Here is a 23,651-nt window from a genome sequence, read left to right as displayed (position 1 = left end):
CCTGATCCACAAGACCGGCCCCGCCACCTACGCCCTCGCCTGCTGACCCGACACGCTCGACACCGACCAGAAGATCCTTAACTTCCCGGCCTTGCATTTTGTACGGCGCCACGGAAAACCGTTTGCCTCCGACCACGCTGCGACGCGAGCCTGTCACGGTTTGCTGCCGCCGTTCGCGGCTCCCCCCACCCCCTGACACGAGCCACTGGGACGTCAGTCGTCATGCAGATTCAAGACCTTCCGTATCCCGACCCGGGCGTGCCGGACGCACGCTCCGGTCCCCGATTCCTGTGGTGGCTGGGCCGCAATCAACTGGGCGGTCAGTTCAAGTCACTGGCCTGGGGCCTGCTGCACTTCGTGTCGGTCTCCGCGCTGCCGTTCTGCGTCGGCACGGCCATCCAGGCCGTCGTCGAACGCTCGGGCAGCCGACTGGCTCTCGCGGGCGCCCTGCTGGCGCTGGCGGGCCTCGGCACCGCACTCGGTGACACGTTCCTGCACCGGGCCGCGGTCACCAACTGGATCACGGCCGCCGCCCGCGTCCAGCAGCTGCTCGCCCGCAAGGCCGCGGTGCTGGGCTCGGCGCTGACGCGGCGCGTCGCGGCCGGCGAGGTCGTGGCCGTCTCCACCGGTGACGTCGAGAAGATCGGCTGGTTCGTGGAGGCCGTCTCCCGGTTCACCGCGGCAGCCCTCACCGTCGTGCTGGTCTGTGTCGCCCTGCTCGTGTACCAGCCGGCGCTCGGCGTGGTCGTCGCCGCGGGCCTGCCTCTGCTGGCGATCGCGGTGCTGCCGCTGCTGCCACGGGCGACGCGACGCGCAGACCTCCAGCGCGAGAAGGCGGGACGGGCCACCGAACTGGCCTCGGACACCGTCGCAGGACTGCGCGTGCTGCGCGGCATCGGCGGCGAGGAGCTGTTCCTCGACCGCTACCGCCGCGCCTCCCAGGAGGTCCGGCACGCGGCCGTGCGCAGCGCCCGCATGTGGTCCCTGATCTCCGCGATCCAGGTGCTGCTGCCGGGCCTGCTGATGGTCGTGGTCGTCTGGTACGGCGTGCACCTGGCCGGGCAGGGCCGCATCACCGTCGGCGAACTGGTCACCGTCTACAGCTCGGTGATGGTCCTGACGTATCCACTGCGCCACTTCGAAGAAATCGCCATGGCCTACTCCTTCTCGCGGCCCTCCGCCAAGCGGGCGGCGCGGGTGCTGTCGCTGGAACGGGCCACGGACACCGAGGGCTCACGCACGGACGATGTCCCCTCGGGGGACCTGTACGACCCGACGACGGGTCTGCTCGCCCCCGCGGGCCGGCTGACCGCGGTGGTGTGCGGCGACCCGGACGCGGCGGGCCTGCTCGCCGAACGGCTGGGCGGACACCCCGCCGAGCAGGGCACCTCCGTCCTGCTGGGCGGCGTACCCCTCGACGAGCTGCCGCTGGGCACCGCGCGTGAGGCGGTGCTCGTCCAGGACAAGGATCCGGTCCTGCTGTCCGGTTCGCTGCGCGAGCTGCTCGACGTGCCCGCTTCCGGCCACGTCGGCGCGCGCGAGGCGCTGGCGGCCGCGCAGTGCGAGGACGTCCTGGAGGCGCTCTCCCAGGGGTCGTTGGACGCCGCGGACCCGATGGACACGCGGATCACCGAACGCGGGCGGTCGCTGTCCGGCGGACAGCGACAGCGGCTCGCGCTGGCCCGATCGCTGATCACGGACCCGGAGGTGCTCGTCCTGGACGAGCCGACCTCTGCTGTCGACTCGCACACCGAGGCACGGATCGCGGAAGGGGTGCGCGCCCTTCGCGAGGGGCGCACGACGGTGGTGTTCACCTCCTCGCCGCTGCTCCTTGATCGCGCGGACCGGGTCGTGCTCGTCCACGAGGGCCAGGTCGCCGCGGTCGGCGTGCACCGCGAACTGGTGCACACCGAACCCCGCTACCGGGCCGTGGTGACCCGGGAGACCGAGGAAGAGGCCGCCCCGAGCGGCGTACTCGAAGACGACGACGTTCTGAAGGAACTGGAAGAGATCGAGGAGACAGCATGATCGGCGTGGCGCCACCGGCGTACGACCCGGCGGCCCCGACGACGGCGCACACGCTGCCCGTCGGCGCCCCCGCGACCGTACGCGCCTATGTGGCCGAGCTGTTCCGCCGGCACCGCGGTGCCTTCCTGCTCCTGATCGCCGTCAACACCGCAGCCGTGCTCGCCTCGATGGCGGGCCCATGGCTGCTGGGCGACCTGGTCCAGCGGGTGTCGGACGGTGCACGGGAGCTTCATCTGCCGCTCACCGTCTCGCTGTTCGTCCTCGCGCTGCTCGTCCAGGCCGTCTTCGTGCGGCAGGTGCGGCTGCGCGGGGCGATGCTCGGCGAGCGGATGCTTGCCGATCTGCGCGAGGACTTCCTCGTACGATCGGTGGGGCTGCCGCCGGGCGTCCTGGAGCGGGCCGGCACGGGCGACCTGCTGTCCCGGATCACCACGGACATCGACCGGCTCGCCAACGCGATGCGCGAGGCTGTGCCGCAGCTGGCGATCGGCGTGGTGTGGGCGGTGCTGCTGCTCGGCGGTCTCGTCGTGACGGTGCCGCCGCTGGCGCCCGCCGTGCTGGTCGCCGTGCCGCTGCTGGTGGCCGGCTGCCGCTGGTACTTCAGACGGGCGCCGTCCGGCTACCGCTCGGAGGCCGCCGGGTACGCCGCCGTGGCCGCCGCCCTGGCGGAGACGGTCGATGCCGGGCGCACCGTGGAGGCCCACCGCCTCGGCGAGCGCCGGATCGAACTGTCCGAGCGCCGGGTGAAGGAATGGACTGCCTGGGAGAACTACACGCTCTGGCTGCGATCCGTGCTCTTCCCCGTCATCAACCTCACCCATGTGACGGTGCTCGCCTCGGTGCTGATGATCGGCGGCGTGTTCGTCCTGCAGGGCTGGATCGGGGTGGGCCAGCTGACGACGGGCGCGCTGATCGCGCAGATGCTCGTCGACCCGGTGAACCTGATCCTGCGCTGGTACGACGAGCTGCAGGTGGCCCAGGTGTCACTGGCCCGGCTGGTCGGCGTGCGGGACATCGAGCCCGACGCCGGTGAGGACTCGCTGGCCCCGGACGGCCGCGACGTGCACGCGGACCGGGTGCACTTCGGCTACCGCGAGGGCGTGGACGTGCTGCGCAAGGTGTCCCTCCAGGTCGCGCCCGGCACTCGGCTGGCGCTGGTCGGCCCCTCCGGCGCGGGCAAGTCCACACTGGGCAGGCTGCTCGCCGGCATCTACGCGCCGCGGGAGGGCCGCATCACCCTCGGCGGCGCCGAGCTGTCCCGGATGCCCGCCGAACGCGTCCGCTCCCATGTGGCCCTCGTCAACCAGGAGCACCACGTCTTCGTGGGCTCCCTGCGCGACAACCTCCTGCTGGCCCGGACTGACGCCGCGGACGTCGAGCTGTGGGCGGCGCTGGGCGCGGTCGACGCCGAGGGGTGGGCGCGTGCGCTGGACGACGGTCTGGACACCGAGGTCGGCTCGGGCGGGCTGGCGCTCACACCGGCGCAGGCCCAGCAGATCGCGTTGGCCCGGCTGGTGCTGGCGGACCCGCACACGCTGGTCCTGGACGAGGCGACCTCGCTGCTGGACCCGCGTGCGGCACGCCATCTGGAGCGCTCCCTCGCCCGCGTCCTCGACGGCCGCACGGTGGTCGCCATCGCCCACCGGCTGCACACCGCACACGACGCGGATGTGATCGCCGTCGTCGAGAACGGCCGCATCAGCGAGCTCGGCAGCCACGACGAGCTGGTCGCGGCGCAGGGGGCGTATGCGGCGCTGTGGCGGTCCTGGCACGGGTGAGCGTTCGGCCCGGTCGGAGGCTGCCGCACGGCGGCTCCCGACCGGGTCAGTACCCATATCCACCACCACCGCTGCTGCTCGGCGCCGGGACCGCCTTCTCTACAGCGGTGCCCTTGGCGTTCACGACGTACCAGACCTTGTCGATGCCCTGGCCCTTCAGATCGCCGGCCTTCCGATCCTTGGCGTAGTAGTACAACGGGTGCCCGGCATAGGTGACCTGGACCTTCCCCGACCCCTTCGTGTGGCCGATGAGGTTCGCTCCGACGCCTGCGCCCGCGTGCGGCTTGCCCTCCATGTGCGGCCACAGCTTCATGCACGCGGCGTCACAGTTCATCGAGTTGGTGTTCTTGCCGTCCTCGGTGAACAGGTACAGCGTGCGCCCGCTGCCGTCGACGAGGATGTCGCCGACCGGTGAGTGGCTCGCCTTGATGGCCGAGGTGTCCATGGTGGCCGCTGCCGTGCGGGCGCCGTGGGCGCTGCCGCCCCCTGCGCCGCAGCCGGCGAGCGCCAGACCCGCGAGTGCAATCCCCGCCACGGTGATCCTGCTTCGCCTCATGGCCTCTCCGTCCCTTCTGACAGAGGTTGTACGGGGTTGTACGGGCGGGCGATGTGGACGGATTGGGTGGGACTGCGGTCAATCCTTTCGATGCTTCCGTGCGTACATTTGAACGTGGAGCTGTTCCCGCGTGCCGACCGGGCCGACGACGCCTCGCTCGTCGCCGGATTCGCGCTGGGCGACGAACAGGCTGCGGTCGCCTTCGTGCGCCGCTTCCAGGACGCGGTCTACGGGCTGGCGCTGTCGGTGACCCGTGATCGGGTCCTCGCCGAGGACGTGAGCCAGGAGGTGTTCGTACGGGCCTGGCGGGCCGCGGGGAACTACGACCCCCGGCGGGCATCGGCGCTCACCTGGCTGCTGACCATCACCCGCAACGCCGCGATAGACGCCGTGCGGGCGCGGCGCTCCACTCCCGTCCTCGCCGGGACCCTGGAACGGCTCCTGGACGTGACCCTGCGCGCCGACAACAACGACGCCGACACGGAACGGCTGGCCCTGATCGCCCTGGAGAGCGAGCGTGCCCTCGACCGGCTGCGGGCCCTGCCGGTCGAGCAGGCCCGCGCGGTGGCGCTCGCCGTGCTCGGCGGCTGCACCGCCGCCGAAGTGGGCCGGCACGAGCACATCCCCCTGGGCACCGCCAAGACCCGCATCCGCACCGGCCTGCGCAGGCTGCGCGACGTGCTGAAGGAGGGAAGCCGCGATGGAGCACCCTGACGAGGACGAACTGACCGCACTGGCCCTCGGAACCCTCCCCGGCACACCGGCGCAGCTGCTGCGCCACCTCACCGTCTGCGCCACCTGCCGCACGGCCTACGACGACCTGTCAGCGGCCGTCGACGCGGTGCTGCCCGCGGCTCCTGCGGTCGCGGCCCCGCCCGGCTTCGATGCCCGGGTCCTCGACCGCCTGACACTGCGCCGCCCCTCCCCGGCCCGCCGGCGCCGCCGCACCCCGCTGCTGCTCGCCGCGGCAGCCGCGGCCGGACTGTGTCTGGGCACGGCCGGCACCGCACTCCTGCACCACGACTCGGCCCCGGCCCAGGTGTCCGCGAGCGACCACGGAGGCCTGCTGCTCACCGGCTCGGGGGCGCGGGTGGGCACCGTCGTTCCGAGCCGGGTCGGGACCGAGCGCGTCGTGGTCATGCAGATCACGGCCGGCCGACCCGGCACCCACTACACCTGCCGGCTCTTCCTCAAGGACGGTTCCACCCGCGACGCCGGCCAGTGGTGGATGCCGCCCTCCGGCCGGGCCACCTGGATCGCCTACGGGTCGGCTCGCGCCATCGACCGCGTCGATCTGGTGACGGACGACGGCCACATCTGGTCGTCGGCGGTGCTGCGCGGCTGACGTCGGCCCCGTCCCCGCGGCACACCGACACGCTTCCGCGGCCGCTTCCCCCTGCACCGCGTACCTCCTGCTGCCGTGCCGTTGCGCAGTTCCGAAAGGGGGTGGAAGTCTGGATATCGGCACCGGCTCGGGGAGCGCCCTGGGAACCGATGGTTCCTCGCGGGCGCAGCCTGTGCTCCGCGTCACGGCTCACTGATGCCCCGCGCGGTGAGCAACGGGCCCGTCCCCACCACCTGGAGGTACCCGTGAACAGCGCCGACGGATGGGGAGACGACGTCTACCAGCCCGACGGATCCGAGATCCAGGAGGACTCCGGGCTGCTCGACGTGGAGGACACCCTGGTCGACGACGGTGTCGACGACCCCCTCGACCGGGGCTGGTCCCCTCCGGACCGACCATGGGCGGTGGAGCGCCGCGATGTGACGGCGGCGGAGCGGCAGCGCGGGGAGACCTTGGACCAGCGGCTCGCCGAGGAACTGCCGGACCTCGTGATGCCCGACACCGACGGCATCGGCGACTGCGAGGGCACCGACGGCGAACTCCTGGACAACGAGGTCGGCGCCGTCCGCTCCGGCCGTCTCGTGGCACCGGACGAGGGCGCGCACGAGGACGAGGAGAGCGCCCTGGTCGCCCGGGACGTCGGCATCGACGGCGCAGCCGCCTCCGCCGAGGAGGCGGCCATGCACATCGTCGACGAGGACGCCCTGTCCGGCTGACCAGCCGCCGACCAGCCAAGGAGCACCGTATGCAGCAGGACAAGCACCCCGACTACCACCAGGTCGTCTTCCGCGACCGCGCCGCAGGCTACGCCTTCCTGACCCGGTCCACCGCGACCAGCGACCAGACCATCGAGTGGGACGACGGCGAGACATATCCGGTGGTGGACGTGGAGATCTCCTCCGAGAGCCACCCCTTCTACACCGGCAAGGCCCGGACCGTGGACACGGAGGGGCGCATCGCCCAGTTCGAGCGGCGCTACGGCGGCGGGAAGGACGCCTGAGGTCCGCGCGGACATTCATGACGCAGGGCGGTCACATCCGCCTTTCGGGATCCGTCAGTGCGACGGAGGCATCTCGAAGATTCCGGAGGGAAACGTCATGACCACGCAGCCGCGTCTGTCCGACCCCGTCAAGCTCGTCCCCGAGTTCGGTCCCGTCGCCGGGGCACTGTTCCAGGCCACCGGCAACGGCTCGGTACCACAGAGCACCATCAGCCTGGTGCAGCTGCGCGCCGGTCAGCTGGTCGGCAACACCTATCTGACCGTGATGCACAGCGGCAACCTGCGCAGGGCCGGCGAGTCCGAGGAGCGGATCACGGGTGTGGCGACCTGGACGGACGCCCCCTATTTCACCGACGCCGAGCGAGTTGCGCTGGCGCTGGTGGAGGCCGTTCTCACGCCGAATCCGCACGGTGAGCGCGTCTCGGACGACCTGTATGCCGAGGCGGCCAAGCACTATGACGAGACGGCGCTCACCACACTGACGATCGCGATCGGTCAGGTCTGCTTCTTCATCCCGCTCGCCGTGATTGGCAGGCCCCTGCCGGGTGTCTCCCCCGCGCAGCAGTGGAGGGACTGACTCCAAGCATGTGCAGGGGCGGGGCGACGGCAGGCGCGCCCCATCCCTGCGGGCCGGTTTCCTCAGATGAAGTTCAGCGCCGCCGCGCAGCCCACCCCGCCCAGCAGCATGAACACCGGCATCAGCACCTTGAGCTCGACCCAGCTGCCGGCCCGGAAACGCATGACCTTCGGCGGGCCGATCGGGTACCAGCGCTTGCGGCCCACCGGTATCGGCCACAGGATCGGGCAGCCGGAGACCGTCAGCGCGTCCCCGATGTCGTGGACTATCGCGCCCAGCACGATCGGCAGCCCCAGCCACAGGTACTGCTGGCCGGGCTGGGTGAACAGCCAGTCCGAGCCGTTGCCCGGCTTGTCCAGGATGCCGGCGAGGATCCAGGCACTGGTCGCGGCCAGCAGCCACACCAGCACGTCGGCGCTGGAGCCCCGGGTCGCCCTCCACAACAGGCCCTCGATGGCCAGCACCACATGGACGAAGAGAATGGCCAGCACCGCCCAGCGGCCACCGGTGACGGCGGCGACCGACGTACCCGCACCGATCAGGACCGCCCACAGCCAGGTATGGGTGAGCGTGCGGTGCCCGCCGGAGCGGCGAGGGTCGCCCTGCTTCTTCGTCGCCTTGTAGACGGCGTACGAGAGCTTGTCGACGATCTCGCACAGCCCGCGCGAGAGGGGGCCGAAGGCCCTGGAGATGGTGGCCGCCTTGTGGTCCAGGTCCGGAGCGAGAGCGGCTCCGGCGCAGATCAGAGCACCGACCAGGATGACCGGCCAGGGCATCGGGTGCCCGGCCGCCGCGGCCGCCGCACCGACGCCGAGCCAGGCGGCGGCCCCCGACAGTGAGTGTGCTGGTCCCATCATGGCCGTTGCCCGCCCCATTCCTCATGTGCCGCTGTCCAGTTGACCGGGTGCGCTGACGCTCCGTCGGCGACCCAGCGTACTGGTCGTGATCTTCCTGCTGACAACCGATTCCCCTATGGGGGAGGACGCCAGGCAAGATGGGTGCGTGACCCTCATCGATCAGCTGCCGCCGACCGCCGACCCCGACGCCCTCTACGAAGCCTTCGAGTCGTGGGCCCAGGAGCGAGGTCTCACCCTCTATCCCCATCAGGAGGAGGCGCTGATCGAGGTGGTCTCCGGTGCGAACGTGATCGTGTCCACGCCCACCGGCTCCGGCAAGAGCATGATCGCTGCGGGGGCGCACTTCGCCGCCCTGGCCCGGGACGAGGTCACGTTCTACACCGCTCCGATCAAGGCGCTTGTCTCGGAGAAGTTCTTCGAACTGTGCAAGATCTTCGGCACCGAGAACGTCGGCATGCTCACCGGCGACGCGTCCGTCAACTCGGACGCGCCCGTCATCTGCTGCACCGCAGAGGTCCTCGCCTCGATCGCGCTGCGCGACGGCAAGGGCGCGGACGTCGGCCAGGTCGTCATGGACGAGTTCCACTTCTATGCGGAGGGGGACCGCGGCTGGGCCTGGCAGATCCCGATCCTGGAGCTGCCCCAGGCACAGTTCGTCCTGATGTCGGCCACGCTCGGCGACGTCTCGATGTTCGAGAAGGACCTCACCCGGCGCACCGGCCGCCCCACGTCGGTGGTCCGCTCGGCGACCCGCCCGGTCCCGCTGTCCTACGAATACCGGCTCACCCCGCTCACGGAGACGCTGACCGAGCTGCTGGAGACCCGGCAGGCCCCGGTCTACATCGTGCACTTCACACAGGCGCAGGCCGTGGAGCGGGCGCAGGCCCTGATGAGCATCAACATGTCCACGCGGGAGGAGAAGGACCAGATCGCCGAGCTGATCGGCAACTTCCGCTTCACCACCAAGTTCGGCCGCAACCTCTCCCGGTACGTGCGGCACGGCATCGGCGTCCACCATGCCGGCATGCTGCCCAAGTACCGGCGCCTGGTGGAGAAGCTCGCACAGGCCGGTCTGCTGAAGGTGATCTGCGGTACGGACACGCTCGGTGTGGGCGTCAATGTGCCCATTCGCACGGTGCTGTTCACGGCGCTGACCAAGTACGACGGCAACCGTGTGCGCACGCTGCGCGCCCGTGAGTTCCACCAGATCGCCGGCCGGGCCGGTCGGGCGGGTTTCGACACGGCGGGCTTTGTCGTCGCGCAGGCCCCCGAGCATGTCGTGGAGAACGAGAAGGCGCTCGCCAAGGCGGGCGACGACCCGAAGAAGCGCCGCAAGGTCGTCCGCAAGAAGGCGCCGGAGGGCTTCGTCGGGTGGACGGAGAACACCTTCGAGAAGCTCATCGCCTCCGATCCGGAGCCGCTGACCTCCCGCTTCCGGGTCACGCACACGATGCTGCTGTCGGTGATCGCCCGTCCGGGCAACGCCTTCGAGGCGATGCGGCATCTGCTGGAGGACAACCACGAGCCGCGCAAGCAGCAACTGCGGCACATCCGGCGGGCCATCGCCATCTACCGCTCGCTGCTGGACGGCGGCATCGTCGAAAAGCTCGACGAACCGGACGCCACCGGCCGCATTGTCCGCCTCACCGTGGACCTGCAGCAGGACTTCGCGCTCAACCAGCCGCTGTCCACTTTCGCGCTCGCCGCGTTCGAACTCCTCGACCCCGAGTCGCCGTCCTACGCCCTGGACATGGTGTCCGTCGTCGAGTCGACGCTGGACGATCCGCGGCAAATCCTCGTCGCCCAGCAGAACAAGGCCAAGGGCGAGGCCGTGGCCGCGATGAAGGCGGACGGCGTCGAGTACGAGGAGCGCATGGAGCGCCTCCAGGACATCAGCTACCCCAAGCCCCTGGAGGAGCTGCTCTTCCACGCCTACAACACCTACCGCAAGAGCCACCCGTGGGTGGGCGACCATCCGCTGTCGCCGAAGTCCGTCATCCGGGACATGTACGAACGGGCCATGTCCTTCACGGAGTTGGTGTCCTTCTACGAGCTGGCCCGCACCGAGGGCATCGTGCTGCGCTACCTCGCCAGCGCCTACAAGACCCTCGACCACAACATCCCCGACGATCTCAAGTCCGAGGACCTGCAGGACCTCATCGAGTGGCTCGGCGAGATGGTCCGCCAGGTCGACTCCAGCCTGCTGGACGAGTGGGAACAGCTCGCCAATCCGGAGGAGATGACCGCCGAGGAGGCCCAGGAGAAGGCCGACGAGGTCAAGCCGGTCACCTCCAACGCCCGCGCCTTCCGGGTCCTGGTCCGCAACGCCATGTTCCGCCGCGTGGAGCTCGCCGCTCTCGACCAGGTCGAGGAGCTGGGCGAACTGGATGCCGACTCCGGCTGGGACGCCGACGCATGGGGCGAGGCGATGGACAAGTACTGGGACGAGTACGAAGACCTGGGCACCGGCCCGGACGCCCGCGGCCCCAAGCTGCTGCTCATCGAGGAGGAGCCGGAGCACGGTCTGTGGCGCGTTCGCCAGATCTTCGCCGACCCGAACGGCGATCATGACTGGGGCATCAGCGCGGAGGTCGACCTCGCGGCCTCCGACGCCGAGGGCCGGGCGGTCGTCCGCGTCACCGACGTCGGCCAGCTGTGAGCCAAGTCGTGAGCCAAGGAGAATCCCACGCATGACGAACCCGGCGGAGAGACTGGTCGACCTGCTCGACCTGGAGCAGATCGAGGTCAACATCTTCCGTGGCCTGAGCCCGCAGGAGTCCCTGCAGCGGGTCTTCGGCGGCCAGGTGGCGGGACAGGCGCTGGTTGCCGCCGCCCGCACCACGGACGGCGAGCGTCCGGTGCACTCGCTGCACGCGTACTTCCTGCGCCCGGGCCGGCCGGGGGTGCCGATCGTGTACCAGGTCGAACGGGTGCGGGACGGCAGATCTTTTACCACCCGCCGGGTCACCGCGGTGCAGCAGGGCCGCACGATCTTCAATCTCACCGCCTCCTTTCACAAGCCTGAGGAAGGTTCCTTCGAGCACCAGCTGCCGCCGGCCCGCAAGGTCCCGGACCCGGAGTCTTTGCCGACGGTCACCGAGGAGATCCGGGAGCATCTGGGTGCGCTGCCCGAGCGCTACGAGCGGATGGCGCGCCGTCAGCCGTTCGACATCCGCTATGTGGACCGGCTGCGCTGGACCGTGGCGGAGGCCAAGGACGCCGAGCCGCGCAGCGCGGTGTGGATGCGCGCGGTCGGGCCGTTGGGCGACGATCCGGTCGTGCACACCTGCGCGCTGACCTACGCCAGCGACATGACCCTCCTGGACGCCGTCCGCATCCCGGTCGAGCCCCTGTGGGGCCCGCGGAGCTTCGACATCGCCTCGCTGGATCACGCCATGTGGTTCCACCGGCCGTTTCGCGCGGACGAGTGGTTCCTCTACGACCAGGAGTCGCCGATCGCAACGGGCGGCCGCGGCCTGGCACGCGGGCGGATCTACGACGTCGAGGGCCGGCTGCTGGTGTCGGTGGTCCAGGAAGGTCTGTTCCGGGCGCTGTAACTCACGCGGTTCTGCGGCGCAGCCAGCCCAGCAGGCCGTGTGAGCGTCCCGCGCTCCCGGGCGGGTCCTGTTCCACGGTCGTCAAGGGCATGGGCGAGGCCTGCGCATCCGCCGCCGAGGGCACGGGTGGGTCCGGTGCCACCGCAGTGGACGGCATGGATGAGTCGTGTGGCACAGCCGTCCACGGCACGGGTGCGTTGTGTGCCGCGGCCATGGAGGGCGAGGGCGCGGTATATGCCCCAGCCGTCGACGGCACGGGCGGGGCGTGTGCCACGGCCGTCGACGGCACGGGCGGCTTGTGTTCCGCGGTCGTCGGCAGTGCGGGTCGTTCCTGTGGCCGTGCTTCCGCCCGCCTCGGCCGGGAAGTTGGGCGCGGCGCCGGCTGAAGTGCGCGCGCATGGCTGACTGCCTGTGCGAGATCGGCCCGCAGCCAGTCGATCTCGTCCGGGTCCTGTGCCATGGTGAGGCTCTCGGCCAGGTGCGCGGCGGGCGAACCCGGTGCGCCGTGTGCCTGTGTCCTGGGCCGGAACCGGTTCAGGTGGACCCGCTCGTAGGGGTCCTGGACGATTTCCGCGATCTGGACGGCGTCGAGGAGGGAGGCCACGGCCGCCGCGCACGCCCAGGGATGGTTGTCGGCCCGCCGCAGCAGGAATCCGAGGTGTCGCGAGCGCCAGTTGCGGGGTCGCAGATCAAGCCCCTCCATGAGCTGCTTCCGCGCGCCGGAGGGCGTTCGGCCCTGCAGCAGCGGTGCGTTGTTCTCGTCGGCCGCGAACTGCCGTAGCTCCTCGGCCGGATAGAGCCAGACCACGGCCCGGTACCGGTTGAGATAGAACTTGACGGGCTTGACCACGCCGAGCCGGGCCAGCCGCGTGAACTTCCCGGGCGTCACCTGCAGAAGGGCCGCTCCTTCCTTCGTGCCCACGGTTTCGACGCGTTGCTTCAGAGTCTCGGGGAAGCCGTCCACGGCCTGCAGTCGGTCGATCTCCGTGCGGGTGACCCGTCGGCCGCCGCCCCCTTCGTCAGGCACGGTGCGGATGCATCCGAGGTCCACGGCGAGGTCGAACTCGCCTCGCCTGAGCCCCAGTTCGCGTGCCGCGCGGCTCGGCGTGCAGGAGGTGCTGTGCGGTTGTGTGACGGTGTTGCCTGACATGGCCCATCTCCCCCGTGAAGTCTGTGGCTCGCGCCGTTCGCGCGGCCTCGGAAAAAACCGTAGCCGCTTCGGCGGATCTCATGGCGAGCCTGTGGATAACTCCACGGGAGAGGGAAAATACGCAGGTCAGGCCTCTGTGGTCGGGGTCCGCTCGGGCTGCCTGGCCTCCACACCGAGGTGTTCGCCGACTCGGTTGACCAGCAGGGTCATCTCGTAGGCGATCTGGCCGATGTCGGCCTCCGCGCCGCTGAGCACGCACAGGCAGCTGCTGGCGCCGGCGGCGGTCACGAACAGCACCGCGTCGTCGAACTCGACCATCGTCTGGCGCACTCTGCCTGCGCCGAAATGGCGTCCCGAGCCCTTGGCCAGGCTGTGCAGTCCGGACGAGACGGCGGCAAGATGCTCGGCGTCCTCGCGCCGCAGCCCCGTACTCGCTCCCGTCACCAGGCCGTCGTTGGACAGGACCAGTGCGTGCCGCACATGTTCGACGCGCTCGGTCAGGTCGTCCAACAGCCAGCCAAGTCCCTGGTTCTGCACCATGATCCGGTCTCCCCGCGTGATGACTCCCCCTGGCCGGAGGATCTCCTGGCCAGCCTTCACCACGACCGCGGCGCGGGCAAGGAGGATAGGGGCATGGCGCAGAAGATGACCGACAAGGAATGGCGGGACTTCGTCTCGCACGGCACCCGCACCGGAAAGCTGGCGACCGTCCGGGCCGACGGCAGTCCGCACGTGACCCCGATCTGGTTCGTGCTCGACGGGGACGACGTGGTGTTCAACACCGCGAGCACCAGCGTGAAGGGACGCAATGTCGTGCGTGACGGCCGGGTCGCGCTGTGCGTGGACGACGACCGGCCACCCTTCGACTTCGTCGTCCTGCAGGGCCGTGCCCGGATTTCGGAGGACCTCGACGAGCTCAGGCAGTGGGCCGCCCGCATCGGGGCGCGCTACATGGGCGAGGAGCGCGCCGAGGAGTTCGGGGCCCGCAACGGGGTGCCGGGGGAACTCCTCGTCCGGGTCACGGTCGACAAGGTGCTGGCGGAGAAGGCCGTCGCGAGCTGAGCGGGCCCGGCCGGGAGTGCCCGTCAGCCGACCGAGTCGAGGAGCCGGGCGGTGTGCATCCGCCCGGCGTACTCGACGAGCCGGATCAGTACTTCCTTCCCCGAGTCGCGGTCACGGGCGTCGCACAGCACCACCGGCGTTCCCTGGTCGAGGTCGAGGGCGCGGGAGACGTCCTGGGCGCCGTATGAGCGGGCGCCCGTGAAGCAGTTGACCGCGACCACGAACGGGATGTGCCGGTGCTCGAAGTAGTCCACCGCCGGGAAGCAGTCCTCCAGGCGCCGGGTGTCGGCGAGGACCACGGCACCCAGGGCTCCTTGCGACAGTTCGTCCCACAGGAACCAGAAGCGGTCCTGGCCCGGTGTGCCGAAGAGGTACAGGGAGAGGCCGGACCTGATGGTGATGCGTCCGAAGTCCATGGCGACGGTCGTGGTGACCTTCTGGTCCACGCCGTCGGTGTTGTCCACCAACTGGCCTGCCTCGCTGAGCAGTTCCTCGGTGCGCAGCGGCCTGATCTCACTGACCGCGCCCACCAGGGTGGTCTTGCCCACGCCGAATCCACCGGCGACCAGGATCTTCAACGCCAGTGCGGCCGTCTCGCCGTCCTGCGCGTCGGAGTGCTCGGAGACCATCGATCACTTCTCTCGGGAGTACCGGGTTGCCCCGTACGGGACCGGGTGGTGGTGAACTGACATCTACAAGGCCCGTAGCCCTGCGATCACCTCGCGCAGAATCCGTTCGTCAGGAAGCTGCGCGGGCGGCACGGGACGGCTGACGGTGACGCAGCCGAGTTCCAACAGGTCGCCCAGGAGGACCCGGACCACGCCCACGGGCAGGTCGGCGCCCGCGGCTAGTTCGGCGACGGACTGGGTCTCGGTGCGGCACAGTTCGATCAGGGCCCGGTGTTCCGGCCCGAGCCCGGTGTCGTCGTCGACGCCGGGTGCGCCCGTGTCCAGGGTGACCAGGGCGATCAGGTCGAAGCGGACCCCGGTGGGGCCGGGCCTGGTGCGTCCTCCCGTCATGGCATACGGGCGGACGAGGGGCCCGGCCTCGCCGTCGTACCACTGGCTGCCCGGCTCGGGAGGGATGCCGGTGCTGTCCCCGTTCATGTGCGCGCGCCACCCTCGTGTCTCATCGGGCGGCCTACGGCCGCACAGCGACACGGGTCGGCGTGTACAGGTGCTCGCCGACGCGTTTGACCAGTCGTGCCATCTCGTAGGCGACCAGGCCGATGTCGGCGCTGACGGAGGTGAGTACGGCAAGGCAGGAGCCGTCGCCCGCTGCGGCCACGAACAGGAAGCCGTCGTCCATCTCCACCATGGTCTGGCGAACCCCGCCGGCGCCGAAGTGCCGTCCCGCGCCCTTGGCCAGGCTGTGGAAGCCGGAGGCCACGGCGGCGAGGTGTTCCGCGTCCTCGCGGCGCAGGTCGGACGAGGCGCCCACGGCGAGTCCGTCGTTGGAGAGCACCACGGCGTGCCGTACTTCGCTCACACGCAGCACCAAGTCGTCCAGCAGCCAGTCGAGTTCCCCGGATCGCCGGTCGGCCCTGGTGCTCGGGTCCTGGATCATGTGCGGTCTCCTTCGGTGCTGTCGCTGCGCGGTGTGGGATCCGGTCCCACGCCGCGGCCGGGTTGCCTGCCGCCGCCGCGTTTCCAGCCGTCGCGGTAGGCAGCCATGCGGTCCCGCACGGTCTCGGGGGTGCGCCTGTCGTCGCGGGCGGAGGCCGACGAGTGGGCGGGCTCCTCGGGGCGCTGTTCGCGCAGTTGGGGGGCGAGACTTGCCTGGCGTACGCGGCGGGGCAGGTCGTCGGACTCTTCCGTGTCCTGCGGGGGACGGTGCAGACGCAAGGTGGTGACTCCGGGGGGTGGGGTGTCGGGCGTCGTGTCCACCGCGGCCGGCGCGTGGGCCACCAGGGCGGGCCGCTCGGTCGTCGCCGGGACGGAGTCCTGGCGCGGGGCGCCGCCGGGCACGCGCGCGTACTCGCGTTCCGTCGGCCGCTGCGGGTCCGCGGCCTTGCCGGGTGAACGTTCCGCCGCGCCGCCGTGCAGCAGGGCCGTGGGCAGCAGGACGACCGCGGTGGTGCCGCCGTAGGGGGAGGTGCGCAGGTGCACCTTGATGCCGTGGCGGGCCGCGAGCCTGCTGACCACGAAGAGGCCCAGCCGGTCGCTGTCGAACAGGTCGAGGGCCTCGGACTGTTCGATCCGGCGGTTGGCCTCGGTGAGGGTCTCCGCGCCCATGCCCAGGCCGCGGTCCTCGACCTCGATGACGTAGCCGTTGCCGACGGGTTCGCCGACTATGCGCACGCGCGTGTGGGGTGGGGAGAACTGGGCCGCGTTCTCGACGACCTCGGCCAGGAGGTGGGTGAGGTCGGCGACGGCCGAGCCGACGACGGCCGCCTCGGGGAGCTGTCGCACCTCCACGCGCGCGTAGTCCTCGACTTCGGACACGGCCGCGCGCACCACGTTGGTCAGGGAGACCGGCATGCGCCAGGCCCGGCCGGGTGCCGCTCCGGAGAGGATGATCAGGCTCTCGGCGTGGCGCCGCATGCGGGTGGTGAGGTGGTCGAGGCGGAAGAGGTCGCTGAGCTCGTTCGGGTCGTCGGAGCGGCGCTCCATGCTGTCGAGGAGGCTCAGTTGGCGGTGGACGAGGACCTGGCTGCGGCGGGCGAGGTTGACGAAGACCCCGGAGATGCCGCTGGCGAGTTCGGCGCGCTCGACGGCGGCGCGCAGGGCGGCGCGGTGGACCGTGCCGAGAGCCTCGGCGACCTGTCCCGTCTCGTCCTCGGCGGGCGGGCCCGGTGGGGCCTCGGCCTGGATGTCGATCTCCTCGCCGGCACGCAGTTTCCGCATGGCTTCGGGGAGGTTGCGGCGGGCGATCTCCAGGGCGCTGTTGCGCAGGCTGACCAGCTCGACGACGAGGCCGCGTCCGATGCGGACCGAGATGACGAGCGAGGCGGCCACCGCGGCAAGGCCGAGGAGCACGGCAGCGCCGGCCGGCGTGAGCAGGCCGCGGGTGAACGGGTCGGCGCGGTGCGCGACGCTGCTCCCGGCGTCCTGTTCGATGGTTCGCATGCCGTCCTGCACGCGCGCGTGCGCAGTGTCCCAGGCGGCTTCGGGTGCCGCGGCGATCGCGCGCGCGCCCGGGGCGGCGGTGAGGATCCGGTCCTCCGTGCGGCCCAGGGCGACGTAGTCATCGCCCTGGGCGAGGTTGCGCCAGGCGGTGCGCTCGGGACCGCTCAGATCGGCGACGGCGGCCTCGGTGAGCGTGCGGCGGGTGTCGACGGCGCCGGTGAACAGCCTCAGCCGCTCGCCGCTGAGTCCACGGGTCAGGCGGGCACCCGAGAGCATCGAGTCCTCCTGGGCCAACGCCTCGCCGGCGCGGGAGAATTCGAGCAGCACGCGCGCGTCGGAGCCCAGATCGGCGTCCTGGATGCCGGTGAGCGCGCCGCCCACCGCGAAGGCGCTGTTGATGGTCTTGGTGTACTGCCCGTACGTCATGGCCCAGTTCGCGCGGCGGTCGAGCACCGCGGTGCGCAAGGACCGCAGTTGTTCGGCGCCGGCGACGAAGGTCTTGAGCCGCTGGGCCACGCCGGAGGGCAGTTCCTCGCTGTCGGCGACGGTGTTGTGGCCCCCGAGACGCAGCGCTGCCACGGCCTGGTCGGTGCGGTCCGCGAGCTTTTCGTAGTCGTCGCTCCGTCCGGCTGAGGGGGCGGTCGCAGAGCGCACCGCGGCCGAGCGCTCGGTCTGCAGTGCGGCGACGGCCGTGGCGACCGGGGTGCGGATCTGGGAGTCGACGCGCTGCAACTGCCGTAGCCGGGCGACGTCCTGGGCGGTGCTGACGGTGGCGTACGCCCACAGGGCCAGCAGCGAGACGACCGGAACCATCAGCAGGCACACGATCTTGGCGCGGACGGTGCGTGGCCGTATCCGCCATCGGCTCCCGGGCGCGGGTGCGTCGGCCGGCGCCGCGCCGGCGGGCTCGTCCGGGACCTCGTCGGCGGGCGGGCCGGCGTGGGCGCGACGGCCGCGCACGGGAGGCGGTGGCGGCACCTCTGGGCTGGGGCTGGGGGTCCTACGGGGTGTACGCATGGCCTCCTCGCTCGGGAGTGGTACGGGGGCGGGCCGGGCCGTCGCTAGTGGGCGACAGCGCTCTCGACCGGCTGCTGGGCCGAGGCGGATGCCTCGCGCTCCCCGGTCGTCGGCGACAGCGCGACGAAGGCCGAGGTCAGGAACAGGTAGGAGCCGAGACCGACGGCGAGGGGGAAGATGAACTGCATCGCCGTGGCCCCGGGCAGCGTGTGGCCGGACGGTGTGACACGGACGCGTACCGCGAACATCGCGGTGTAGTGCATGCTGGTCACCGCGGCGCCCATGATCAGGGAGGCGACGGTGACGGCAATGGGCGACTTGATGTTGAGCCCCGCCCACAGGGCCGCCGTCGCCGCGACGACGGCGATCAGGACGGAGAGTGCGACGAGCGCCGGGTCGTAGCTGACGTGGCCGTGCAGCCGCACCGCGGCCATGCCCAGATAGTGCATGCTCGCGACGCCGACCCCGGTGGTGAGTCCGCCGAGGAAGAGCGCGCGGGTGCGGTCACGGCTGTAGCCGACGGCGAAGACGCCGGCCCAGACCACGATCATGGCGACGAGCAGGCTCAGGATGGTGAGCGGCACGTCGTAGCGGATGTCGGTGCCGCTGACGCCGAAGCCGAGCATGGCCACGAAGTGCATGGTCCAGATGCCGGTACCGATCGCGGAGGCCGCGGTGATCAGCCAGTTGCGGCGCGAGCGCCCGGTGGCGCCCAGCGCACGGACCGTGCACCGCAGTCCCAGCGCGGCACCTATACAGGCCATGACATACGACAGCACGGGGGTAAGCCAGCCGAAGGTGGCGTGGTCCAGGTGTCCCATGGCCCCGGGACGCTAGTCCTGACAGGGGCGCACAAAGGGCGCGCATTTCGAAAGCTGTTGGAATATGACACAGAGAGGTATCTGAACGATCGCGCCCTGCTCGAACGTGTGCGCAGCGGCGTCGTCCGTGTCGGTGAGGAATCATGCGGAAGATGAGCGACGACCACACACATGTCCAGGAATTCTTCGGCGCCCGCGCCGCCGACTGGGACAGCCGGTTCCCCGACGACGGTCCCGCCTACGCCGCCGCGGTCGCCGAGCTCGGGCTGCGCGAGGGCGACCGGGTGCTCGACGCGGGCTGCGGCACCGGGCGGGCCCTGACACCGCTGCGCGCCGCCGTGGGGTCCTCGGGAGTGGTCGTCGGGGCCGATCTGACCCCCGCCATGCTCCAGGCCGCCGCACGGGCCGGAAGGGGCAACGACGGGCAGCTGCTGCTCGCCGACGTCGCCGCACTGCCGCTGGGGTCCGAGGCACTGGACGCCGTGTTCGCCGCTGGGCTGATAGCCCATCTGCCCCAACCGTCCGAGAACCTACGGGAGTTGGCCCGCGTTGTTCGTCCTGGCGGCACACTGGCGCTGTTCCACCCCATCGGCCGGGCGGCCCTGGCGGCGCGCCAAGGCCGCGAGATCACTCCGGACTACCTGCGCGCGGAGCCCAACCTCCGTCCGCTGCTGGCCGGTTCGGGCTGGCGCATGACTTCCTACGTCGACGAGGACGCCCGATTTCTGGCGCTTGCCGTGCGGGAAGGCTGAGTCTCAGCAGCGGCCCGCGACGGCCGCTGCGAAAGCGTCGGGGTTGTCGAACATGACGTTGTGGCCCGCGCCTGCCACCGTCACCACCCGTACCCCCGTCGCCTCCAGGGTCTGCCTGCCCGCGAGTTCACCGCTGAGCTCGCCCTGCAGGTAGACGCGCTCGATCGGCAGTTGTTCGAGGATGTCGCGCATGACGGGCTCGGAGCCGCGCCGCAGGCCGACAGCCGAGCGGTGCAGTGCGCGCGGGTCGGCCAGCCGCATGGTCGCCGCCCAGAGGGGGCCGACGTTCGCCAGTACGCGCGCGTGGGCGCTGTCGACGAACGCGTCCTCCTCATGGGCGGCGATGCCGCTGCTGCCCGCGGTGGGCGGCGGGAAGGCATCGAGGTTGGCCTCCGTGAGGACCAGCCGGGAGACCAGGTCCGGGCGCCGATGGGCGAGCACAATGGCGACGGCACCGCCCATGCTGTGCGCCACCAGCTCGGCCCCTGTCAGGCCCGCCGCGTCCAGGGCGGCGGCCAGTGCGTCGGCGTGCTCCTGGAGGGTGTAACCGAAGTGTTCCGGGCGGTCGCTGATGCCGTGGCCGGGCAGATCGACGAACAGGCTGCGCCGGCCGACGAGCTCGGGCCGGGACGCGATGTGCGCGTGGTACACGGCCGACATCGCACCCAAGCCGTGCACATACACGCGCGCGGGTTCCTCGCCCGGCGTCTCCGTCCAGCGGATGCAGCTTCCCTTGCCGTCGAACTCGGCCTGCTTCATTGCGTCCTCCCCCATGCACCACGGTCACGCTCGACTCGCCAAGAAGATACATCGCTATCGAGGTATAGCGGAGCCGATATATGAGGATGGCGATGTACAGCGCGTGTGCGCGAGAATGCGGGCATGCTGGAACTGGCCATCCTCGGATTCCTCTACGACGCCCCGCTGCACGGCTACGAGCTGCGCAAACGCATCACCGCGCTGACGGGCCATGTGAAGCCCGTCGCCGAGAGCACGCTGTACCCGGCGATCAAGCGCATGGAGAAGGCGGGTCTGCTGGCGCGCGCCACGGAACCCGGCGCCGTAGCCGCCCCACGTCACGTCCTGACGCTCACCGAGGACGGCAGAGGCGAGTTGCGCCGACGGCTCGCCGAGCCCGACCGGCGCGACATCACCGACGAGAACCGGTGGTTCACCGTGCTCGCTTTCCTGCGCCACCTCGACGACCCGGCGGCGCAGGCGGCCGTGCTCCGACGCAGGCTGGCCTTCCTTGAGGAACCGGCGAGCTTCTTCTACGACGGTGACCGGCCGCTGCGCGGCGAGGAACTGGACGACCCCTTCCGCCGCGGGCTGCTGATCATCGCGCGGGCGACGTCCCGGGCCGAACTCGCCTGGCTGCGGGAGACGATCGGGTCACTCGACGGCTGATCCGTTCACACGCCGCACGGGACATCCTCGTAGCCCGGGAACCGGCCGGGTGCCCAGTTCGTTCAGCTCGTAGCCGTTCGGGTAGCTCCTGACCTCCCAGTTCTGCCGCGCGTAGTGCGGCGCTCGCCGGGGCGGAAGGAGGCGCACGACGCGTCCGCGCGCCCGCACCGCGCGACGCACCAGTGCGCGGGTGGCGGCGTTCGGGGGCGGGTAGCGGAAGGCGCTCAGGAGGTCGTCGTCGAGCAGGGCGAGGGTCGAAGTGCGCAGGAAGGGGGCGAGCGGGCGTGGGTACCAGGAGGCCATCAGCGCGAGGGTGGCGTCGGAGACACGGCGCGCGTCCTCGTCCCAGTCGAAGTGGGCCTCTTCGTAGGCGTCGAGGCAGGCCTCGAACTCCTCGTAGGACTCGGGAATGTCTTTGATGCCCATGTACCGGCCCAGGGTGCGGTAGTGGACAGCGGCGGCGACGGTCTCATGGCGCGACAGCCGGCGCCATCCGTACGCGTCGATCCATCGCTTGGGCATGACGACGAAGGTGCACAGCACGTAGCGCATGTCGTCGTCGGCGATGTCGTAGCTGCGGTGCATCTGGTTGATGCGGCGGATCGCCGTGTCGGCCTGTGGGCTGCCGAAGCCGTGCTCCACGACGGCGTCGAGGAGCAGGGTGGTGTCGTCGTAGCGCTTCTGGGTCCGCCGGGTGAGTTCCGCTGTCTCGGCGAGCAGCCGTCCGATGCCGGGTACGGCGTAGGTGCGGTACAGAGCCAGTTCGAGGGACCGGGTGAAGTCCCACGGGAACTCGTAGGCCGCGCTGAGCCGGTAGATCTCGGAGGCGTCCTTGTGGGGGTCCATCCGTCGGATCTGTTCGAGCCGCTGGAAGCGCTTCACCGTAGCCTTGCCCTTCTGCCGCAGGAGGTCCAACTCTACGTTGAACAGCAGGAGATGAACGATCGGCCAGCGCAACCACGCACGGGGAAGGTGGTCAGCATGTGGGGCAGGGTGCGCAAGTCCTGTGCGAGATTCCTCAACACCGTTCGCGCGGACATCGACAACGGCCGGAACAAACGTACACACAATCTTTTCGAAGCCGCGGCCGCGTATGTCTCGGCATGCGCGGACGACGACCAGGACCGGATCGAGGAGGCGGCGGGCTGGGTGTCCCCGGAGGCGCTGTCCTTCGGGGTCAGCGAGCTGGCGTGCCGGGCTGTCATTGCGCTCGCGCGGGAGCGCGACGAGTCGCCGGGGACGGTGGCCCGCGCCCTTCTGGGCCTCCCGGCGGCCTGACGCGTCGGGTCAGGTGCGGTCGATTCGCCCCGTCCAGCCGGAAAACTGCAGCTCCGGGTGCGCTTGTGAGTCGTGACAAGCTGCTTCCGCTCGCACTAGGGTGCGCGCGATCGGATGAATCGATGGGGAGGCTGGGATGGCCGGGACGGACGAGGACGCCGTCGCCGCCGCGGACGATGCGCTTTATGTGCTCACGGCGGTACTTCTGACGCCGGCGAAGTTCCCGAGCGTGCTGGGCGACGACTATCCGGAAGCCTGCGCGGCGCTCGGCCTCGCGCCGCTCGCCGACGGATACGGCCTGGTGCTCGGCCAGGACGGTGACGGCGCCCGATGGACGGTCGTGGTCGACGACGTGTCTCTGGTCGCCGTCGCCATCGCGTCCTGGGACTGTGGGATGGAGTACGACCTGTCGCCGGACGAGCGCTCGGTCGTCGCCGCACTGCCGGGCTGGCCCCTGGCGGTCGCGGTGGCGGCCCCCGGCGTGCCGGAGCCGCACGATCCCGACCCCGAGGTCGCGGAAGGTCCGCCGTTGGCGCCGCCGGACACCAGCAGGTGGGGGCCGGCTCAGCGGCGCCTGGGTGCCGACGAGATCGCGCTGCAGTGGGCGGTGTGGCGCGAGCAGATCGACGACGCCGCCTTCCCGAGTGCGGACGGGGCGTCCGAGGACGCGGAGAAGGAGGATGCTCCGGCCGCGGCGGACGGTCGGCCGGGGCACGGCGGGGTCCGGCGGGTGCTCGCCGAGGCGCGCGCGTACGTGGACACTCCGCCGCCCCTCGGCCGCGTCCGTTCGTCCTTCGCCCCAGGTGACGCGCGGACCCTGCGTGCCGACGGTCCGGGCTGGTCGCTCGTCGCCCGGACCGACGACATCGCGTTCGTGCTGCTCGACGCGGAGCCCGGCGAGGTGCTGCCGGTCGGCCGCGGGCCGGAGCTGCCGGGGTTGCTGGAGGCGCTCGACAAGATGGCCGTGCGGCCCATTTGAGTCAACGCGGACCCGCGCCCCGCCCGCTGTTCCGGTGGCGCGCGGGTCCTGTTTCCAGGTGCTGACGGGCGCGTTGGCGTGTGTGCCTCGCACGGCAGGGCAGGGCAACCAGGGCCTTCGGGTGTGCGGGCGAGTTCCGCAGTGTCGGCCGGGCGGGAGGCAGTCGGGGCAGACTCTGCGACGGCACGGGCTCGATCGTCGGCACTCGCGATGAAGCGTACGCCGGGCCGTATTACGCCGATTTCCTTCCCTCGCACGGCACTTCACTCGCGGCCCCTGTACTGATCCGCTATGTCACGGGCGCGTTCCATGTGGTCCCGGCCCATGGATGCCGTCGAGGCCGGGCCGCACGCTGGGGCAGCCGTCGGCGCCCCTCCCCTTCGGGCGCCGTTTCCTGCCGTCCTGCCCCGGAGGTCCGT

At 70.9% G+C, this 23,651-nt stretch carries 24 protein-coding genes and 1 pseudogene; 14 read left to right on the top strand and 11 right to left on the bottom strand.

Annotated features, from left to right (window positions below):
- Positions 1 to 222 precede the first annotated feature (222 nt).
- On the top strand, positions 223 to 2,028 hold the full coding sequence (locus tag AB0N07_RS18250; RefSeq protein WP_365836082.1) for an ABC transporter ATP-binding protein: 1,806 nt from the start codon (positions 223 to 225) through the stop codon (positions 2,026 to 2,028).
- Entirely contained in the window at positions 2,025 to 3,806 is a 1,782-nt protein-coding gene (locus tag AB0N07_RS18245) for an ABC transporter ATP-binding protein (protein WP_365836079.1), read from the top strand. Before AB0N07_RS18250 ends, AB0N07_RS18245 begins: the two co-directional genes overlap by 4 nt.
- Before the next feature lie 46 nt (positions 3,807 to 3,852).
- On the opposite strand, the gene AB0N07_RS18240 is transcribed toward AB0N07_RS18245, so the two are convergent.
- Positions 3,853 to 4,362 carry a hypothetical protein gene (locus AB0N07_RS18240; protein WP_365836077.1) on the bottom strand — a complete coding sequence of 170 codons (510 nt, stop codon included), beginning with the start codon at positions 4,360 to 4,362 and terminating at the stop codon, positions 3,853 to 3,855.
- Positions 4,363 to 4,476: 114 nt separating this feature from the next.
- Between AB0N07_RS18240 and AB0N07_RS18235 the strand changes: the two genes are divergently transcribed.
- The 5 genes from AB0N07_RS18235 to AB0N07_RS18215 all read left to right on the top strand — a co-directional run bounded on the left by AB0N07_RS18235 (position 4,477) and on the right by AB0N07_RS18215 (position 7,284).
- A complete protein-coding gene (locus AB0N07_RS18235) occupies positions 4,477 to 5,076 on the top strand; it encodes a sigma-70 family RNA polymerase sigma factor (protein WP_365836075.1) in 600 nt (199 codons plus the stop codon).
- The gene (locus tag AB0N07_RS18230; protein ID WP_365836073.1) at positions 5,063 to 5,707 is read left to right on the top strand and encodes a hypothetical protein; all 645 of its coding nucleotides are present in this window, start codon (positions 5,063 to 5,065) and stop codon (positions 5,705 to 5,707) included. Before AB0N07_RS18235 ends, AB0N07_RS18230 begins: the two co-directional genes overlap by 14 nt.
- A gap of 245 nt (positions 5,708 to 5,952) precedes the next feature.
- Positions 5,953 to 6,423: a DUF5709 domain-containing protein gene (locus tag AB0N07_RS18225; RefSeq protein ID WP_365836070.1), complete on the top strand. Its 471-nt coding sequence runs from the start codon at positions 5,953 to 5,955 to the stop codon at positions 6,421 to 6,423.
- Between the two features lie 29 nt (positions 6,424 to 6,452).
- The gene (locus AB0N07_RS18220) at positions 6,453 to 6,707 is read left to right on the top strand and encodes a type B 50S ribosomal protein L31 (RefSeq protein WP_115914243.1); all 255 of its coding nucleotides are present in this window, start codon (positions 6,453 to 6,455) and stop codon (positions 6,705 to 6,707) included.
- A gap of 97 nt (positions 6,708 to 6,804) precedes the next feature.
- Positions 6,805 to 7,284, top strand: coding sequence for a carboxymuconolactone decarboxylase family protein (locus tag AB0N07_RS18215; protein WP_365836068.1), 480 nt, complete (start codon positions 6,805 to 6,807; stop codon positions 7,282 to 7,284).
- Positions 7,285 to 7,346: 62 nt separating this feature from the next.
- Here AB0N07_RS18215 and AB0N07_RS18210 read toward each other — a convergent pair whose 3' ends face one another.
- Positions 7,347 to 8,141 carry a metal-dependent hydrolase gene (locus tag AB0N07_RS18210; protein ID WP_365836066.1) on the bottom strand — a complete coding sequence of 265 codons (795 nt, stop codon included), beginning with the start codon at positions 8,139 to 8,141 and terminating at the stop codon, positions 7,347 to 7,349.
- 145 nt (positions 8,142 to 8,286) lie between these two features.
- Here AB0N07_RS18210 and AB0N07_RS18205 point away from each other — a divergent pair, with 145 nt between their 5' ends.
- Complete coding sequence (locus tag AB0N07_RS18205) at positions 8,287 to 10,800, top strand: DUF3516 domain-containing protein (protein WP_365836064.1); 2,514 nt, start codon at positions 8,287 to 8,289, stop codon at positions 10,798 to 10,800.
- A gap of 31 nt (positions 10,801 to 10,831) precedes the next feature.
- The gene (locus AB0N07_RS18200) at positions 10,832 to 11,698 is read left to right on the top strand and encodes an acyl-CoA thioesterase II (protein ID WP_099926902.1); all 867 of its coding nucleotides are present in this window, start codon (positions 10,832 to 10,834) and stop codon (positions 11,696 to 11,698) included.
- 364 nt (positions 11,699 to 12,062) lie between these two features.
- Here AB0N07_RS18200 and AB0N07_RS18195 read toward each other — a convergent pair.
- Positions 12,063 to 12,848, bottom strand: a pseudogene (locus AB0N07_RS18195) (DUF6397 family protein); the annotation flags it as partial.
- A gap of 126 nt (positions 12,849 to 12,974) precedes the next feature.
- The gene (locus AB0N07_RS18190; protein ID WP_344398966.1) at positions 12,975 to 13,388 is read right to left on the bottom strand and encodes a roadblock/LC7 domain-containing protein; all 414 of its coding nucleotides are present in this window, start codon (positions 13,386 to 13,388) and stop codon (positions 12,975 to 12,977) included.
- 93 nt (positions 13,389 to 13,481) lie between these two features.
- Here AB0N07_RS18190 and AB0N07_RS18185 point away from each other — a divergent pair, with 93 nt between their 5' ends.
- Positions 13,482 to 13,910, top strand: a complete 429-nt coding sequence (locus tag AB0N07_RS18185; protein ID WP_365836061.1) for a PPOX class F420-dependent oxidoreductase — start codon at positions 13,482 to 13,484, stop codon at positions 13,908 to 13,910.
- Positions 13,911 to 13,933: 23 nt separating this feature from the next.
- Here the strand turns inward: AB0N07_RS18185 and AB0N07_RS18180 are convergent, their stop codons facing one another.
- The 5 genes from AB0N07_RS18180 to AB0N07_RS18160 form a co-directional block, all read right to left on the bottom strand.
- Positions 13,934 to 14,539, bottom strand: a complete 606-nt coding sequence (locus AB0N07_RS18180; RefSeq protein ID WP_365836059.1) for an ATP/GTP-binding protein — start codon at positions 14,537 to 14,539, stop codon at positions 13,934 to 13,936.
- A 63-nt stretch (positions 14,540 to 14,602) separates the two neighbouring features.
- The gene (locus AB0N07_RS18175; RefSeq protein ID WP_365836057.1) at positions 14,603 to 15,016 is read right to left on the bottom strand and encodes a DUF742 domain-containing protein; all 414 of its coding nucleotides are present in this window, start codon (positions 15,014 to 15,016) and stop codon (positions 14,603 to 14,605) included.
- Positions 15,017 to 15,050: 34 nt separating this feature from the next.
- Entirely contained in the window at positions 15,051 to 15,476 is a 426-nt protein-coding gene (locus AB0N07_RS18170) for a roadblock/LC7 domain-containing protein (protein WP_365836055.1), read from the bottom strand.
- Positions 15,473 to 17,995 carry a nitrate- and nitrite sensing domain-containing protein gene (locus AB0N07_RS18165; RefSeq protein ID WP_365836053.1) on the bottom strand — a complete coding sequence of 841 codons (2,523 nt, stop codon included), beginning with the start codon at positions 17,993 to 17,995 and terminating at the stop codon, positions 15,473 to 15,475. The genes AB0N07_RS18170 and AB0N07_RS18165 overlap by 4 nt, the downstream gene beginning before the upstream one ends.
- Positions 17,996 to 18,039: 44 nt before the next feature.
- Positions 18,040 to 18,816 carry an MHYT domain-containing protein gene (locus AB0N07_RS18160; protein WP_365836050.1) on the bottom strand — a complete coding sequence of 259 codons (777 nt, stop codon included), beginning with the start codon at positions 18,814 to 18,816 and terminating at the stop codon, positions 18,040 to 18,042.
- A gap of 152 nt (positions 18,817 to 18,968) precedes the next feature.
- Between AB0N07_RS18160 and AB0N07_RS18155 the strand changes: the two genes are divergently transcribed.
- Positions 18,969 to 19,568 carry a methyltransferase domain-containing protein gene (locus tag AB0N07_RS18155; RefSeq protein WP_365836048.1) on the top strand — a complete coding sequence of 200 codons (600 nt, stop codon included), beginning with the start codon at positions 18,969 to 18,971 and terminating at the stop codon, positions 19,566 to 19,568.
- A 3-nt stretch (positions 19,569 to 19,571) separates the two neighbouring features.
- Here the strand turns inward: AB0N07_RS18155 and AB0N07_RS18150 are convergent, their stop codons facing one another.
- Positions 19,572 to 20,327, bottom strand: a complete 756-nt coding sequence (locus AB0N07_RS18150) for an alpha/beta hydrolase (RefSeq protein ID WP_365836046.1) — start codon at positions 20,325 to 20,327, stop codon at positions 19,572 to 19,574.
- 123 nt (positions 20,328 to 20,450) lie between these two features.
- On the opposite strand from AB0N07_RS18150, the gene AB0N07_RS18145 reads away from it, so the two are divergent.
- Positions 20,451 to 20,975 (top strand): PadR family transcriptional regulator, encoded by a 525-nt coding sequence (locus AB0N07_RS18145; RefSeq protein ID WP_365836043.1) that lies wholly within the window; start codon positions 20,451 to 20,453, stop codon positions 20,973 to 20,975.
- Here the strand turns inward: AB0N07_RS18145 and AB0N07_RS18140 are convergent.
- Positions 20,961 to 21,857 carry an oxygenase MpaB family protein gene (locus tag AB0N07_RS18140; protein WP_365836084.1) on the bottom strand — a complete coding sequence of 299 codons (897 nt, stop codon included), beginning with the start codon at positions 21,855 to 21,857 and terminating at the stop codon, positions 20,961 to 20,963. The two genes, AB0N07_RS18145 and AB0N07_RS18140, sit on opposite strands and share 15 nt — an antisense overlap.
- A 99-nt stretch (positions 21,858 to 21,956) precedes the next feature.
- On the opposite strand from AB0N07_RS18140, the gene AB0N07_RS18135 reads away from it, so the two are divergent.
- Both AB0N07_RS18135 and AB0N07_RS18130 read left to right on the top strand, forming a co-directional pair.
- On the top strand, positions 21,957 to 22,253 hold the full coding sequence (locus AB0N07_RS18135; RefSeq protein WP_365836042.1) for a hypothetical protein: 297 nt from the start codon (positions 21,957 to 21,959) through the stop codon (positions 22,251 to 22,253).
- Between the two features lie 136 nt (positions 22,254 to 22,389).
- Entirely contained in the window at positions 22,390 to 23,232 is an 843-nt protein-coding gene (locus AB0N07_RS18130; RefSeq protein ID WP_365836040.1) for a hypothetical protein, read from the top strand.
- Positions 23,233 to 23,651: the final 419 nt, after the last annotated feature.

Origin of the sequence: Streptomyces sp. NPDC051172 (assembly GCF_040682555.1) — a bacterium.
Classification (GTDB): Bacteria; Actinomycetota; Actinomycetes; order Streptomycetales; family Streptomycetaceae; genus Streptomyces.
The sequence above is the reverse complement of the archived record's forward strand: the minus strand, read 5'-3'. Positions and strand labels throughout refer to the sequence as shown.